12 protein-coding genes are annotated in these 15,579 nt (G+C 62.2%); 8 read left to right on the top strand and 4 right to left on the bottom strand.

Annotated elements, in window-relative coordinates; all coding sequences use genetic code 11:
* Window positions 1–108 precede the first annotated feature (108 nt).
* Window positions 109–1,008 (bottom strand): D-hexose-6-phosphate mutarotase, encoded by a 900-nt coding sequence (locus RGM2987_RS06955; RefSeq protein ID WP_245139368.1) that lies wholly within the window; start codon window positions 1,006–1,008, stop codon window positions 109–111.
* Between the two features lie 56 nt (window positions 1,009–1,064).
* A complete protein-coding gene (locus tag RGM2987_RS06950) occupies window positions 1,065–1,469 on the bottom strand; it encodes an acyl-CoA thioesterase (protein WP_003177184.1) in 405 nt (134 codons plus the stop codon).
* Between the two features lie 375 nt (window positions 1,470–1,844).
* Here RGM2987_RS06950 and RGM2987_RS06945 point away from each other — a divergent pair, with 375 nt between their 5' ends.
* The 8 genes from RGM2987_RS06945 to RGM2987_RS06910 all read left to right on the top strand — a co-directional run bounded on the left by RGM2987_RS06945 (window position 1,845) and on the right by RGM2987_RS06910 (window position 12,626).
* Complete coding sequence (locus RGM2987_RS06945) at window positions 1,845–3,143, top strand: MFS transporter (protein WP_245139367.1); 1,299 nt, start codon at window positions 1,845–1,847, stop codon at window positions 3,141–3,143.
* Window positions 3,144–3,371: 228 nt separating this feature from the next.
* Window positions 3,372–4,370, top strand: a complete 999-nt coding sequence (locus RGM2987_RS06940) for a phosphate ABC transporter substrate-binding protein PstS (protein WP_245139366.1) — start codon at window positions 3,372–3,374, stop codon at window positions 4,368–4,370.
* Window positions 4,371–4,777: 407 nt separating this feature from the next.
* Entirely contained in the window at window positions 4,778–6,811 is a 2,034-nt protein-coding gene (locus RGM2987_RS06935; protein ID WP_245139371.1) for an ABC transporter permease subunit, read from the top strand.
* A gap of 15 nt (window positions 6,812–6,826) precedes the next feature.
* On the top strand, window positions 6,827–8,497 hold the full coding sequence (pstA, locus tag RGM2987_RS06930) for a phosphate ABC transporter permease PstA (protein WP_245139365.1): 1,671 nt from the start codon (window positions 6,827–6,829) through the stop codon (window positions 8,495–8,497).
* A gap of 164 nt (window positions 8,498–8,661) precedes the next feature.
* A complete protein-coding gene (gene pstB / locus RGM2987_RS06925; protein WP_245139364.1) occupies window positions 8,662–9,495 on the top strand; it encodes a phosphate ABC transporter ATP-binding protein PstB in 834 nt (277 codons plus the stop codon).
* A 109-nt stretch (window positions 9,496–9,604) separates the two neighbouring features.
* The gene (gene phoU, locus RGM2987_RS06920; protein WP_245139363.1) at window positions 9,605–10,366 is read left to right on the top strand and encodes a phosphate signaling complex protein PhoU; all 762 of its coding nucleotides are present in this window, start codon (window positions 9,605–9,607) and stop codon (window positions 10,364–10,366) included.
* Between the two features lie 166 nt (window positions 10,367–10,532).
* Window positions 10,533–11,492, top strand: coding sequence for a response regulator (locus RGM2987_RS06915; protein WP_245139362.1), 960 nt, complete (start codon window positions 10,533–10,535; stop codon window positions 11,490–11,492).
* Between the two features lie 237 nt (window positions 11,493–11,729).
* Complete coding sequence (locus tag RGM2987_RS06910; RefSeq protein WP_245139361.1) at window positions 11,730–12,626, top strand: M23 family metallopeptidase; 897 nt, start codon at window positions 11,730–11,732, stop codon at window positions 12,624–12,626.
* A gap of 174 nt (window positions 12,627–12,800) precedes the next feature.
* On the opposite strand, the gene RGM2987_RS06905 is transcribed toward RGM2987_RS06910, so the two are convergent.
* Together RGM2987_RS06905 and phoR are read right to left on the bottom strand one after the other, a co-directional pair.
* Window positions 12,801–14,141, bottom strand: a complete 1,341-nt coding sequence (locus RGM2987_RS06905) for a hemolysin family protein (protein ID WP_245139360.1) — start codon at window positions 14,139–14,141, stop codon at window positions 12,801–12,803.
* Window positions 14,142–14,265: 124 nt separating this feature from the next.
* Entirely contained in the window at window positions 14,266–15,552 is a 1,287-nt protein-coding gene (gene phoR, locus RGM2987_RS06900) for a phosphate regulon sensor histidine kinase PhoR (protein WP_245139370.1), read from the bottom strand.
* Window positions 15,553–15,579: the final 27 nt, after the last annotated feature.

The raw sequence follows: 15,579 nt of genomic DNA, 5'->3' as shown, positions 1-15,579 counted from the left end.
CGCGAAAGCGGTGTGTCAGGAACATCAATATCGACTGACACACCGCTTTCGCGAGCAAGCCCGCTCCCACAAGGTTTTTGCTCAGCCACAGGAATTTTTCAGTGTGGATTAGAGCGGTTTGCTACCGATGCTCACGCCCAGGGTATGGCTGGCCTCAGGCAACAGCGTCACTACGTCATCCAGCACATTCGCCGTCTCGATGCACAACATGCGTTGCCATCCATCATCGGCCATGTCACTGAAAGCCTTGGCACGCTCGGTCCAGGGATTCCAGATCACCGCCGAGCGCGAACCGCTGCTGGTCAGTTCGATCCGGCGTGCCCACTGCGGGTCAACGATGCTCAAGGTCGGCGGAGTATCGAGATAAATACGGTCGGTCTCGCCGACAAAGTGCAGGTCGCCGGCTTGAGTGACGGTTTTCCAGTCGTCCAGGGTTTCGATATAACGCAGGCCATCCACCCCTTCGACATGCACATTGCGCACATCGCTCACGGCGAAATAACTGTGCAGGGCCTGGCTCAAGGTGACGGTTTCGCTGCCCCGGTTATGGCTGGTGAGGCGGATGTGCAACTGCTCGTCCATCACGATCGTCAGGGTCAGGTCCACCTGATGCGGCCAACCCGAGAGGCCGTTTTCGGGATAGGGCAGGACGAATTCCACTTCCAGGCTTTCGCCTTGGGTCTGGATGCCTTTGAGTTCCCAGTCCATCGCCCGCACCAGCCCGTGGGCGGTGGCCGGGTCGTTGCTCACCCGCATGGCCTGGACGCTGTCGGGATTGCGGGTCAGGTTGCCGAACCACGGCCAGCAGACCGGCACACCGGCGCGGATGCTCTTGCCGGCCTTGAACGTGGCCTGGTCGTTGAGCCAGATCAGCGGCGGCTGGCCGTCGACCTGGTAACTGAGGACATGCGCGCCTTGCTGGGCCACCAGCAATTCGGCCTGGCCGTGGCGGATGCGCCAGGCGTTCAGTTCATCCAGTTTGACGGCTTCGACGTTGGGCGTAGGCATGCTGCAATCTCGCTCGGGAACAGGAACTGCAATGGACCGCAAAACGGCCGCCGTGTTTAACGGGCGCGCGGCGGAACCGAACGCGTGCGGCCACTGCCGTCGATGGCGACGAAGACAAATACCGCCTCGGTGACTTTGCGCCATTCACTGGACAGCGGGTCGTCGCTCCAGACCTCGACCATCATCTGGATCGAGCTGCGGCCGATTTCCAGGGCCTGGGTATAAAAGGAAAGCTGCGCGCCCACCGCCACCGGCACCAGGAACGCCATGCGATCGATCGCCACGGTGGCGACGCGCCCGCCGGCTACCTTGCTGGCCATGGCCGTGCCGGCCAGGTCCATCTGGGACACCAGCCAGCCGCCGAAAATATCGCCAAAGCCGTTGGTCTCACGCGGGAGCGCGGTGATTTGCAGGGCCAGGTCGCCTTGCGGGATTGGATCTTCTTGTTCGAGCTCTATCATGCCGAGGGGCCTCTGACCCGTAACTCTGTCGTGTGTCTCAGGGTGAACAGCCGTCTTTGAAAAAAACGATTCATCCCGAACATGCCAGGTTCTTCACGTTTTTCGTCAAGGCGTGCCAAGGGATACTCTGCGAAACCGGCTGGTTTGGTACTACATCACCAACGGCGTTTTCGCACAGCAACCCCTTACAGAGTGTTGCAAGGTTGCGAGTATATCGGGCGATAGGCGTCGCGACGACCATTGGGTTCTGATTTCGACTGTCAATCACGCGCCTCTATGTGCTTTTTCGAACAATTTGCTATCGTGCCGGACCTGCCCAGGCCCCAACCCGTGTTTGCCAGGGTTGCAGAACCTACTATAAGAGAAGTCCTTGCCATGACCACTGCGCCTTCGAGCACGGCGACGCCATCCCAACCCGCACGACCGTTGACCCGCAACGACTACAAGACCCTGTCGCTGTCTGCCTTGGGCGGCGCGCTGGAGTTCTACGATTTCATCATCTTCGTGTTCTTTGCCACCGTGGTCGGTAAATTGTTCTTCCCCGCCGACATGCCCGAATGGCTGCGCCTGATGCAGACTTTCGGCATTTTTGCCGCCGGCTACCTGGCCCGGCCGCTGGGCGGGATCATCATGGCCCACTTCGGCGACCTGCTGGGGCGCAAGAAAATGTTCACCCTGAGCATTTTCATGATGGCAGTGCCGACCCTGATCATGGGCCTGCTGCCCACCTACGCGCAGATCGGCATGTGGGCGCCGATGTTGTTGCTGCTGATGCGGGTCATCCAGGGCGCAGCCATTGGCGGTGAAGTGCCGGGTGCCTGGGTATTCGTTTCCGAACACGTTCCGGCGCGCCACATCGGCTATGCCTGCGGCACCCTGACTTCGGGCCTGACGGCCGGGATCCTGTTGGGTTCGCTGGTGGCGACCGCCATCAACAGCATCTATACCCCCGTGGAAGTGGCGGACTACGCCTGGCGGATCCCGTTCCTGCTGGGCGGTGTGTTCGGCCTGTTCTCGGTGTACCTGCGCCGCTGGCTGCACGAAACCCCGGTGTTCGCCGAGCTGCAACTGCGCAAGGCCCTGGCCGAGGAAGTGCCGTTGCGGGCGGTGCTGCGTGATCATCGTGGCGCTATCGCCATTTCGATGCTGCTGACCTGGTTGCTGTCCGCCGCCATCGTGGTGTTGATCCTGATGACCCCGACCGTGTTGCAGACGGTTTATCACTTCGCGCCGACCACCGCGTTGCAATCCAACAGCGTTGCCATCGTGTTCTTGAGCATTGGCTGCATCCTTGCCGGTGCGCTGGCGGATCGCTTCGGCGCCGGGCGCGTCTTCGTGTTTGGTTGCGCGGCGTTGCTGGTCAGTTCCTGGACCCTTTACCACAGCCTCGCCGAGCATCCTGACTGGCTGTTCCCCATGTACGCCGTCACCGGCCTGCTGGTGGGCACCATCGGCGCGGTCCCGTACGTCATGGTCAAGGCCTTCCCGCCGGTCGTGCGTTTCAGCGGCCTGTCGTTTTCCTACAACGTCGCCTACGCCATCTTCGGCGGCCTGACGCCGATGATCGTCAGCCTGCTGCTCAAGGAAAGCCCGATGGGGCCGGCGTATTACGTGGCGATCCTGTGTGGCATGGGGATCGTGGTGGGGGCTTATCTCTGGAAGAAGGGGCGCTAGGCCCGCTTTTCAGTCCGACAATACTGGCCTCTTCGCGAGCAAGCCCGCTCCCACAGGATCTGCGCTGTTTCTGTGGGAGCGGGCTTGCTCGCGAAGAAGGCACCACGAATCATCCTGCAAAACTCAATACTGGCCTTTCATCCAATTGTCATATTTCAGCCATAGAGTGTTCACACGGCTTACCGATACTTGGCCGACTTAACACACCCTATCTGCTAGGAGTAAGGCATGAAACTGAAGCGTTTGATGGCGGCAATGACGTTTGTCGCTGCTGGCGTCGCGACTGCCCACGCGGTTGCCGCTGTTGACCCTGCGATCCCGAGCTACACCAAGACCACTGGTGTATCGGGCAACCTGTCCAGCGTCGGCTCCGATACCCTGGCCAACCTGATGACCTTGTGGGCCGAGAACTACAAGAAAGAATACCCGAACGTAAACATCCAGATTCAAGCCGCCGGTTCCTCCACCGCGCCGCCCGCACTTACCGAAGGCACCGCCAACCTGGGCCCGATGAGCCGCAAGATGAAGGACAACGAACTGCAGGCCTTCGAGCAGAAGTACGGCTACAAGCCAACCGCCATCCCGGTGGCCGTGGACGCCCTGGCCGTATTCGTACACAAGGACAACCCGATCCAGCACCTGACCATGGAACAGGTCGATGCGATCTTCTCGTCCACTCGCCTGTGCGGTGGTAAAGCCGATGTGAAAACCTGGGGCGACCTGGGTGTGACCGGCGACCTGGCCAACAAGCCGGTGCAACTGTTCGGTCGTAACTCGGTATCCGGCACCTACGGCTACTTCAAGGAAGAAGCCCTGTGCAAAGGCGACTACAAGCCTAACGTCAACGAACAGCCAGGCTCGGCTTCGGTCGTGCAGTCGATCAGCTCCTCGCTGAACGGCGTCGGCTACTCGGGCATCGGCTACAAGACCGCCAGCGTGAAAACCGTGGCCCTGGCCAAGAAAGGCAGCTCCGAGTTCATCGAAGACACCGAAGAAAACGCATTGAACGGCAAATACCCGCTGTCGCGTTTCCTCTACGTGTACGTCAACAAGGCACCGAACAAGCCGCTGGCTCCGCTGGAAGCCGAGTTCGTGAAGCTGGTCCTGTCCAAGCAAGGCCAGGAAGTCGTAGTCAAGGACGGTTACATCCCTCTGCCAGCCAAGGTAGCCGCCAAGGCCCTGGCTGACCTGGGTCTGTCGGAAGGCGGCAGCGTCGCCAAGAAGTAACGCCTGAGCCCGGGCCCACGCCCGGGCTTTCTGTGGGGGTGAGGTTGCTCCCACAGACACTAATTTCCTGTCCGCTGCCGGTTTCCACGGGCGGCGGATTTGTTGCGTCACTGCATTGTCATCTTTCTGTCATACAGGATCGCTAGGGTGTGCGCATGAATGATCTGGCCAATTCCCCAATGACTACGACTTCCCCTCCCAAGCGCATTGACTTCAATACGCCTGAGCTGCAACGTAAGCGTCGCATCCGCGCGCTCAAGGATCGCCTGACCCGCTGGTATGTGCTGGTCGGCGGCCTTGCCGTCCTGGCGGCGATTACCCTGATTTTCTTCTTCCTGGCCTACGTGGTGCTTCCGCTGTTCCAGGGCGCGGAGCTGACCCGCAAAGACTCGATCACCCCGGCCTGGATGCAGGACGCCGGCAAGCCGCTGATGATAGCCATCGAAGAGCAGAACCAGGTCGCCATGCGGGTTTCCGACAAAGGCCAGGCATTGTTCTACAGCCTCGACAGCGGTGCCGAACTGCGTCGTGTCGACCTGCCGCTTCCGGCCGGCGCCAGCGTGGTGTCCATCGGTGAAGACCAGCCCGGCAGCCCGCTGGTGGCAATCGGTCTGTCCAATGGCCAGGCCCTGGTGTTCCGTCACACCTATAAAGTCAGCTATCCGGACGGCAAGAAGACCATCTCGCCGGCCGTTGAATACCCGTATGGCGAGTCGCCGATCACGCTGAACGAGCAAGGCGCGCCGCTGGAGCATGTCAGCCTCAACGCCACCGATTCGACCCTGTTGCTGGCCGGCTCCAGCGGCGCCCAGCTCCAGGTCCTGTCGCTCACCAGCGAAGAGAACATGATGACCGGCGAGGTCACCAGCGAGCAGACACGTATCGAGCTGCCGCAAATGACCGAGCCGGTGAAGAACATCTTCGTCGACCCGCGCCAGCAATGGCTGTATGTGGTCAACGGGCGCGCCCAGGCCGACGTGTTCAGCCTGCGGGACAAGAGCCTCAACGGCCGTTACAAGCTGTTGGAAAACGCCGATGCCCAAGTGACCGCCGCGACCCAACTGGTCGGCGGCATTTCCCTGATCGTCGGCGACTCCAAGGGCGGCCTGTCCCAATGGTTCATGGCCCGCGATCCTGATGGCGACCAGCGCCTGAAGCAGATCCGTAGCTTCCAGATGGGCACCACGCCGATCGTTGAAATCACCGCCGAAGAACGCCGCAAAGGCTTCGTCGCCCTCGACGCGGCCGGCAAGCTCGGCGTGTTCCACAGCACCGCCCACCGCACCTTGCTGGTGGACCAGGTGGTTGATGGCCAGGGCGTGTTCGGCATGTCGCCACGGGCCAACCGGCTGATCGTCGAGCAGGGCGGCAAGTTGCAACCGCTGTTGCTGGACAACCCGCACCCGGAAGTCTCCTGGAGTGCGTTGTGGAGCAAGGTCTGGTACGAAAACTACGACGAGCCCAAATACGTCTGGCAATCGACCGCCGCCAACACCGACTTCGAACCCAAGCTGAGCCTCTCGCCGCTGACCTTCGGCACCCTGAAGGCCGCGTTCTACGCGATGCTGCTGGCCGCGCCGCTGGCGGTGGCCGCGGCGATCTATACCGCGTACTTCATGGCCCCGGGCATGCGCCGCAAGGTCAAGCCGGTGATCGAGCTGATGGAGGCGATGCCGACGGTGATCCTCGGTTTCTTCGCCGGCCTGTTCCTGGCGCCGTACGTCGAAGGTCACCTGCCGGGCATCTTCAGCCTGCTGATGCTGCTGCCGATCGGCATCCTGGTCGCCGGCTTCGTGTTCAGCCGCCTGCCTGAATCCGTGCGCCTGAAGGTGCCGGATGGCTGGGAGAGCGCGCTGCTGATCCCGGTGATCCTGTTCGTGGGCTGGCTCTCGCTGTACATGAGCCCGTACATGGAAGCCTGGTTCTTCGGCGGCGACATGCGCATGTGGATTTCCCACGACCTGGGCATCACCTACGACCAGCGCAACGCCCTGGTGGTGGGCCTGGCGATGGGCTTCGCGGTGATCCCGAACATCTATTCCATCGCCGAAGACGCCGTGTTCAGTGTGCCTCGCGGCCTGACCCTGGGCTCCCTGGCCCTGGGTGCCACGCCGTGGCAGACCATGACCCGCGTGGTGATCCTCACCGCCAGCCCGGGGATTTTCTCGGCGCTGATGATCGGCATGGGCCGTGCGGTGGGCGAAACCATGATCGTGCTGATGGCGACCGGTAACACCCCGGTCATGGAAATGAACCTGTTCGAAGGCCTGCGCACCCTGGCGGCCAACGTCGCGGTGGAGATGCCCGAGTCGGAAGTCGGCGGCAGCCACTACCGCGTGCTGTTCCTCTCGGCGCTGGTGCTGCTGCTGTTCACCTTCGTCATGAACACCCTCGCCGAGCTGATCCGTCAGCGTCTGCGCAAGAAATATTCGTCGCTTTAAGAAAGGTAGAAGTCTGTGAAACAGAACTCCCTGAAAGGATGGTTCAAGAGCGGCGCCCCCGGCGTCTGGATCAGCGGTGGCGCGGTGTCCATCGCGGTGATCATGACCATTGGCCTGCTGGCGGTGATCGCCGTGCGGGGCCTGGGCCACTTCTGGCCGGCGGACCTGATCCACGCCAACTACAACGTGCCGGGCATGCCCGCGCACTTGGTGGTGGGCGAAGTGGTGCAGAAGGAAGAAGTGCCCCGCGAACGCCTGAAAAGCGCTGGCCTGCCCGTGCCGGACGAAGGCCCCGAGTTCATGACCCGCGAGCTGGTCAAGGTCGGCAACCGTGACCTCAACGGCACTGACTTCACCTGGATCGTCGGTGACTGGTTGAGCAACCAGACCACGCCGCCGGAGCTGATGGCCATCGAGCGCCGTGAGTGGGGCAACTTCTACGGCTACCTGGTCAACGTCAAGCAGGACGGCAAGGTCATCGCCGAAGGCGAGGCCGCCTGGCCGGAGCTGCAGGCTCGCGTACAGCGCGTCAACCAGCTGGCCGCCGAGCTCAAGACCCTGGAAAAAGTCGACATCGGCTCGATCAACGCCGGCCTGGAGCGTGTGCGCCTGCACGGTCGCAAACTGGAGCTGGACGGCAAGCTCGACGCCGCCGCCCAAGCCGATATGGAAAGCGAGCGCGCCGAACTCAACGCCCGTTACAAGGAGGTTGAAGCGCGCCTGTCCGACCTGCACGCCCAGTTCAATCGCGACAGCCTGACCGCCCGCGACGCCAACGGCAAGGAAGTGGAAATCGGCATCGGCAAGGTGGTGCACGCCTACCAGCCGAACGCCATGGGCACCTTCACCAAGCTCGGTTTCTATTTCAGCAAGGTCTGGGAGTTCCTCAGCGACGATCCGCGTGAAGCCAACACCGAAGGCGGGATCTTCCCGGCGATTTTCGGCACGGTGATGATGACCCTGATCATGGCGATGATCGTGACCCCGTTCGGCGTGCTCGCAGCGGTTTACCTGCGCGAATATGCCCGCCAGGGTCCGATGACCCGCCTGATCCGTATCGCGGTGAACAACCTGGCGGGCGTACCGGCCATCGTCTACGGCGTGTTCGGCCTGGGCTTCTTCGTCTACGTGCTGGGTGGGTCGGTCGACCGGTTGTTCTTCCCCGAAGCGCTGCCGGCGCCGACCTTCGGTACGCCGGGCCTGCTTTGGGCGTCCCTGACCCTGGCGCTGCTGGCGGTGCCGGTGGTGATCGTGGCGACTGAAGAAGGTCTGGCGCGGATCCCGCGGACCGTGCGCGAAGGCTCCCTGGCCCTGGGTGCGACCAAGGCCGAGACCCTGTGGAAAATCGTCCTGCCGATGGCGAGCCCGGCGATGATGACCGGCATGATCCTGGCCGTGGCACGCGCCGCCGGTGAAGTGGCGCCGCTGATGCTGGTGGGCGTGGTGAAACTGGCGCCGTCGCTGCCGCTCGATGGCAACTATCCGTACGTGCACCTGGACCAGAAAATCATGCACCTGGGCTTCCATATCTATGACGTCGGTTTCCAGAGCCCGAACGTCGAGGCGGCGCGGCCACTGGTCTACGCCACGGCGCTACTGCTGGTGCTGGTGATCGCCACGCTCAACCTGTCGGCGGTGTGGATCCGTAACCACCTGCGCGAGAAATACAAGGCACTGGATAGTTGATTTCCCTGTGGGAGCGGGCTTGCTCGCGAAGACGGCAGCACATCCGATAGGGATGCAAGCTGACACCCCGCCTTCGCGAGCAAGCCCGCTCCCACACAAGTACACCGATGGCATGGCTGCTCAGCAGCCAACCGAACCGAATTTGTTAGCACAGGGAGCCTCCCATGCAACACGAAGTACATACACACGGCATCAACATGTCGGCCCTGGGCCGCGACAAGCAGAGCCTGAACCTGGCCGATGAAACCGTCGCCATCGAAGTGCCTGGCCTGAGTCTGTTCTACGGCCAGAAGCAAGCGCTGTACGACGTCAGCCTGAACATCCCGAAACAACGCGTTACCGCGTTCATCGGCCCGTCGGGTTGCGGCAAGTCGACCTTGCTGCGCACGTTCAACCGCATGAACGACCTGGTGGACGGCTGCCGCGTCGAGGGTGAAATCAACCTCTACGGCAACAATATCTACCGCAAGGGCGAAGACGTGGCCGAGCTGCGTCGTCGTGTCGGCATGGTGTTCCAGAAGCCCAACCCGTTCCCCAAGACCATCTACGAGAACGTGGTCTACGGCCTGCGCATCCAGGGCATCAACAAAAAGCGGATTCTCGACGAAGCCGTGGAATGGGCCCTCAAGGGCGCGGCGCTGTGGGACGAGGTCAAGGATCGCCTGCATGACTCGGCCCTGGGCCTGTCCGGCGGTCAGCAACAACGTCTGGTGATCGCTCGCACCATCGCCGTCGAGCCGGAAGTGCTGCTGCTCGACGAACCCTGCTCGGCCCTGGACCCGATCTCGACGCTGAAAGTCGAAGAGCTGATCTACGAACTCAAGTCCAAGTTCACCATCGTCATCGTGACCCACAACATGCAGCAGGCGGCGCGGGTTTCCGACTACACCGCGTTCATGTACATGGGCAAACTGGTGGAGTTCGGCGACACCGACACCCTGTTCACCAATCCGGCGAAGAAGCAGACCGAAGACTACATTACGGGCCGCTATGGCTAGCGGCAGCTGCGAGCCGCAAGCTTCAAGCGGCAAGTAAAGGCAGTTCAGCGTAACGACACACAGCTTGCAGCTTGTAGCTTGCAGCTCACAGCTTTTGCGGAGCAAAACCATGATTTCGAAGGAAGGCCTTACTCACCACATTTCCGCCCAGTTCAACGCCGAGCTGGAGGAAGTGCGCAGCCACCTGCTGGCCATGGGCGGGCTGGTGGAAAAGCAGGTCAACGACGCGGTGACCGCGCTGATCGAGGCCGACTCCGGCCTGGCCCAGCAGGTGCGCGAGATCGATGACCAGATCAACCAGATGGAGCGCAACATCGACGAAGAGTGCCTGCGGATCCTGGCCCGCCGTCAACCGGCCGCTTCCGACCTGCGCCTGATCATCAGCATCTCCAAGTCGGTGATCGACCTTGAGCGTATCGGCGACGAAGCCACCAAGATCGCCCGCCGTGCCATCCAGTTGTGCGAAGAAGGCGAAGCGCCGCGCGGTTACGTCGAGGTGCGCCACATCGGCGACCAGGTGCGCAACATGGTCCGCGACGCGTTGGATGCCTTTGCCCGCTTCGACGCCGACCTGGCGCTTTCCGTGGCCCAGTACGACAAGATCATCGACCGCGAATACAAGACCGCCCTGCGCGAGCTGGCGACCTACATGATGGAAGACCCGCGCTCCATTTCCCGGGTGCTGAGCATCATCTGGGTGCTGCGTTCGCTGGAACGTATCGGCGATCATGCACGCAACATCTCGGAACTTGTGATCTACCTAGTGCGCGGTACCGATGTACGGCACATGGGCCTGAAGCGGATGAAGGAAGAAGTTGAAGGCACCCCGTCCGAAACCCCTAATGTTCCGGGCGAAACTGACGATAAGTAAGATTGCCAAGAAAAGCGCCCGGCCTTCTGGTCGGGCTTTTTTTTGGGTTTTTTTTAACCAAAAGCAGCACCCGCGAACGAAAAGTCCCGGCGTGACTGAAGGTTTTTGGCAATCTGCCATCAGTAAAAGCGGTATGCTTGCCGGGATTTTTTAGAGGTGTATCTGGATGAGTAAGGTCAGTGTATTGGTCGTGGACGATGCGTCGTTCATTCGTGACCTGGTGAAGAAGTGCCTGCGTAACTACTTCCCGGGCGTGCGCATCGAAGACGCGGTCAACGGCAAGAAAGCCCAGGCGCTGCTGGCGCGCGAAGCGTTCGACCTGGTGCTGTGCGACTGGGAAATGCCGGAGATGTCCGGCCTGGAACTGCTGACCTGGTGCCGTCAGCAGGACAACCTCAAGGGCATGCCGTTCGTGATGGTCACCAGTCGCGGCGACAAGGAAAACGTGGTCCAGGCGATCCAGGCCGGCGTTTCCGGCTACGTCAGCAAGCCCTTCACCAACGAGCAGTTGCTGACCAAGGTCAAGCAGGCCTTGCACAAGGTCGGCAAGCTCGACACCTTGATGAACAGCGCCCCGACCAAAATGAATTCGGCGTTTGGCAATGACTCCCTCAGCGCCCTGACCGGCGGCAAGGCACCGGTTGCCGCTGCGGCAGCGGCGCCAGCGGCGAATCCGTTCGCCAAGCCCGCTGCCGTAGCCGCCGCACCTGCCGCTGCAGCTGCGCCGGCCCGAGGCTTGCTCAACAGCCCGCCCGTCAAGGCTCCGGCCGCCGCTGCCGGGCCGGCCGGCAATCGCGGCCAGGGCCAGTTGCGCCTGTCCAGCGGGACGCTGCCCTGCGTGATCAAGGCCCTGAGCCTCAAGGAGGCGTTGCTGCTGGTCAAGCGCACCGACGCCCTGCCACAAGTGCTCGAAAGCGCGGTGCTGGACATGGAGCAGGGCGACAACGCCGAAACCGCTCGTCTGAACGGTTACCTGCACGCCATCGTCGCCCATGAGCAGACTCCCGACAGCGAATGGCTGCAACTGACCTTCCGCTTCGTCGACAAAGACCCGCAGAAACTCGACTACATCTCCCGCCTGATCGCCCGCGGCACGGCGCAGAAACACTTCGTACCCGGCGCCTGATTCAGCGGCTGCTGTCAGGCCGCCTTCGCGAGCAAGCCCGCTCCCACAGGGGGATTTGCGTAGGGCACAAACCTGTGTACCTACACAAATTACTGTGGGAGCGGGCTTGCTCGCGAAGGGGCCGTCACATCCAACCTCGCTCTCTGAGCCAATTTTGAAACATCCGTCGACTACGCTGGTCCATCCAGCTGCTAGGCTGCTGTGCAGGCCTTCATTTTTCGACAGAACCTTTTGCCCATGCTCGCGCCCCTGCTGTTCGCCTGCGGTCTTGTCCTGGCCTCCACCTCGGCCATGGCCATGACCATTTACAAATCCACCGATGCCCATGGCGTCGTCTCCTATAGCGACCGCCCTAGCAGGGGAGCCCAGGTCTTCGTCTTTCGGGATCGCATGGTCGAGAACCTGGAGCGCCAGGTATTTCTCGATATCAAGAAACAGAAAGGCGCCGACGCGGTGTTCGTGCGCAACGATTTGTATGCCCCGGTGGAAATCGAGCTGAGTTTCGCCGGCCTGCGCAATGTGAACGGGGCGCCAAGCCGGCCGATTCGTCGAGTATTGCCGGCGCGCAGTAACCTGCGTCTGGCTCTGCTCACAGCCGCGCAGCCGGGCAAGCCGCTGGTGTATACCCCAAGGTTCGAATATTCCCTGGGCGATCCTGCCGGCGCGGCGCAGGCCTATCGCTACCCGCTGCCGTGGCGCGGCGGGCCGTTCCGGCTGAGCCAGGGTGCCAACGGCCAGTACAGCCACTACGGTCCGAAAAACCGCTACGCCATGGACATCGCCATGCCCGAGGGCACGCCGATCATCGCGGCGCGGGGCGGTGTGGTGATCAAGACCGAAAACCGGCAGACCGGCCGGGGCGATGATCCTTCGGGCAACTTTGTGCGGGTGCTGCACGACGACGGCACCATGGGCGTCTACCTGCACTTGCAGAAAGGCTCGGTTTGCGTGCGCGAAGGGCAGCGGGTGGGGGTGGGTACGCCGCTGGCGCTGTCGGGCAACACCGGCAACAGCTCCGGCCCGCACCTGCACTTCGTGGTACAGCGCAACACCGGCTTGGGGCTGGTGTCGATTCCCTATCAGTTCAACCAGCCAGTGGGGGAGTTGCCCAACTTTGCGTTGGGCAAGCAGTAGCCTCTGCACAAGCGGAGGAGCTTTTTGTGGCGAGGGAGCTTGCTCCCGCTCGGTCGGTCCGACGCCTCGGGCGAAGCAGTCGTCGCTTTAGGGCCGCTTCGCGACCCAGCGGGAGCAAGCTCCCTCGCCACAGGTGATCATCTCCACGGTCTAGACATGGGGGGAGGTTGAAACTCAATCGAGCATCAACACCTTCGCCAGGATGATCTTCGGCCCTTTCATCTTCTTGATGATGATCCGCAGGCCTTCGACTTCCAGCACTTCTTCCTCTTCCGGCACCCGCTTGAGGGTCTCGTAGACCAGCCCGGCCAAGGTCTCGGCCTCGACGTGGTCAAGGTCGATGCCCAGCAGGCGCTCGACCTTGAACAGCGGCGTGTCGCCACGCACCAGCAGCTTGCCTGGCTGGTAGGCCAGGATGCCGCGCTCGGCCTTGCGGTGTTCGTCCTGGATATCACCGACCAGCACTTCCAGCACGTCTTCCATGGTCAGGTAGCCAATGATGTTGCCATCGGCTTCCTCGACCACTGCGAAGTGCGAGCCGCCCTTGCGGAACTGCTCCAGCAACTGCGACAGCGGCATGTGCCTGGACACCCGCTCCAGGGGCCGGGTCAGCTCGGCGAGGTTGAACGACTCCGGGATGTGGTCCAGGGCCGCCAGTTCCAGCAGCAGGTCCTTGATATGCAGCAGGCCGACGAACTCCTGGCGCTCGCTGTCGTACACCGGGTAACGACTGAATTTGTGGCGACGGAACATCGCCAGGATTTCCTTGAGCGGTGCGTTGAACTCCAGCGTCACCAGGTCTTCCCGGGAGTTGGCCCAGTCCACCACTTCCAGTTCGCCCATCTCCACGGCCGAGGCCAGTACGCGCATGCCCTGGTCGCTGGGATCCTGGCCCCGGCTGGAGTGCAGGATCAGCTTCAATTCTTCGCGGCTGTAGTGATGCTCGTGATGCGGGCCGGGCTCACCTTGGCCGGCGATGCGCAGGATGGCGTTGGCGCTGGCGTTGAGCAGGTAGATCGCCGGGTACATCGCCCAGTAGAACAGGTACAGCGGCACGGCGGTCCACAGCGACAACAGCTCGGGTTTGCGGATCGCCCAGGATTTGGGCGCCAGTTCGCCGACCACGATATGCAGGTACGAAATGATGAAGAACGCGGTAAAGAACGACACGCCCTTGATCACTTCCGGCGACTGGACGCCCACCGCGCCCAGCAACGGTTCGAGGATGTGCGCAAAGGCCGGCTCGCCGACCCAGCCCAGGCCCAGGGAGGCCAGGGTGATACCCAGCTGGCAGGCGGACAGGTAAGCGTCGAGCTGGCTGTGGACGGTACGCAGGATGTGCCCGCGCCAGCCGTTCTGTTCGGCGATGGCCTCGACCCGGGTCGAGCGCAGCTTGACCATGGCGAATTCGGCCGCAACGAAGAAACCGTTGAGCAGGACCAGGAGAAAAGCGAAAAGAATCATGCCGAATTCGGCGAAGAGCGAAACGAGGGACAAGCCAGGGGAAGGGTCCATGATGGAGTTTTGCGGGTTCCGTGAGAGTCGTAAGGGTTAAAAATGAGCACCTGAAAAGGCAGGCGCAAGTCAGCCAATGTAGCGGCTGACTCGACGGTTGCCTAGGGGGCAGTGCTGGCCGGTATCAATCGGCGGGGCTGGCAAGACGCGCGCGAACCACCTGGGCCGGGGCGAAATGGCAAGTGAACGTGCTGCCGTGGCCGGGCACGCTGCTGATCTCCATGCGCCCGCGATGCCGCAACAGGACGTGCTTGACGATCGCCAGGCCCAGTCCGGTGCCACCGGTGTTGGAGTTGCGGCTCGAGTCGACGCGGTAGAAGCGTTCGGTCAGGCGCGGCAAGTGTTTGGCGTCGATGCCAATGCCTGAGTCGCGCACGCTCAGGTGCGCGCCTTGCTCATCGCCCCACCAGCGCACGTGGATACGGCCTTGCTCAGGGGTGTATTTGACCGCGTTGAACACCAGGTTGGAAAACGCGCTGCGCAGTTCCGCCTCGCTGCCCTTGAGCTGCACGGCCGGGTCGGCTTCCAGGGTGATGGTCTGTTGCTTGGGCCCGGACAGTTCCTGTGCGTCTTCGCTGATGATTTGCAGCAGGTCGTCGATGGGCACCGGCTGGTTGTCCGACGGGTAATCGGTGGCTTCCAGTTTTGCCAGCAGCAGCAAATCGTTGAGCAGCGTCTGCATGCGCCCGCTTTGCTGGTGCATCTGCTGCAAGGCCCGGCTCCAGCGCGGGTTCACCTCCTCGACGTTGTCGAGCAGGGTCTCCAGGTAGCCGCAGATCACCGTCAACGGTGTGCGCAGCTCATGGGACACGTTGGCGATGAAGTCCTTGCGCATCTGTTCCAGCTGGTGGATACGCGTTACGTCGCGCACCAGCATCAGGTGTTCGTTGTTGCCGTAGCGGGTGATGTACAGCTGGATACGCAGTCGATCATTGGTCGGCGAAGGGATCTCCAATGGCTCGGCGTAATTGTCCTGCTCGAAATATTCCTTGAAGCGCGGATGACGCACCAGGTTGGTCACCGGCTGGCCGCTGTCCTGCGGTGTCTTGAGGCCGAGCAGGGTTTCGGCGGCGCGGTTCCACCATTCCAGGTTGCCGTCGCTGTCGAGCATGATCACCGCGTCTTTCAGCGCGGCGGTGGATTCCTGGACCCGGTCGATCACCGCTTGCAGGCGCCCGCGAACGCGCTGGTCGCGGCGTTGCAGGTGGTAGATGCTGTCGAACACTTCGCCCCACAGGCCATAGCCGTCGGGCGGGGCTTCGTCGGGTTGATGCAGGCGCAGCCATTCGTGCAGGCGCAGCAATTGCTTGAGGGTCCAGGCCAGGTAAAGCCCCAGCCCGGCGGCCAGGCTCCAGCCGTAATAACCACTGATCAGGCCGATCAGCAAACAGCCGGTCACCAGCAACAACATGTGGCGAATCAGCGTGCCATGCCAGTT

Source organism: Pseudomonas sp. RGM2987 (genome assembly GCF_022952855.1).
Taxonomy (GTDB): domain Bacteria; phylum Pseudomonadota; class Gammaproteobacteria; order Pseudomonadales; family Pseudomonadaceae; genus Aquipseudomonas.
Note: the sequence above shows the minus strand (reverse complement) of the source record. Positions and strands in the feature narration are given on the sequence as shown.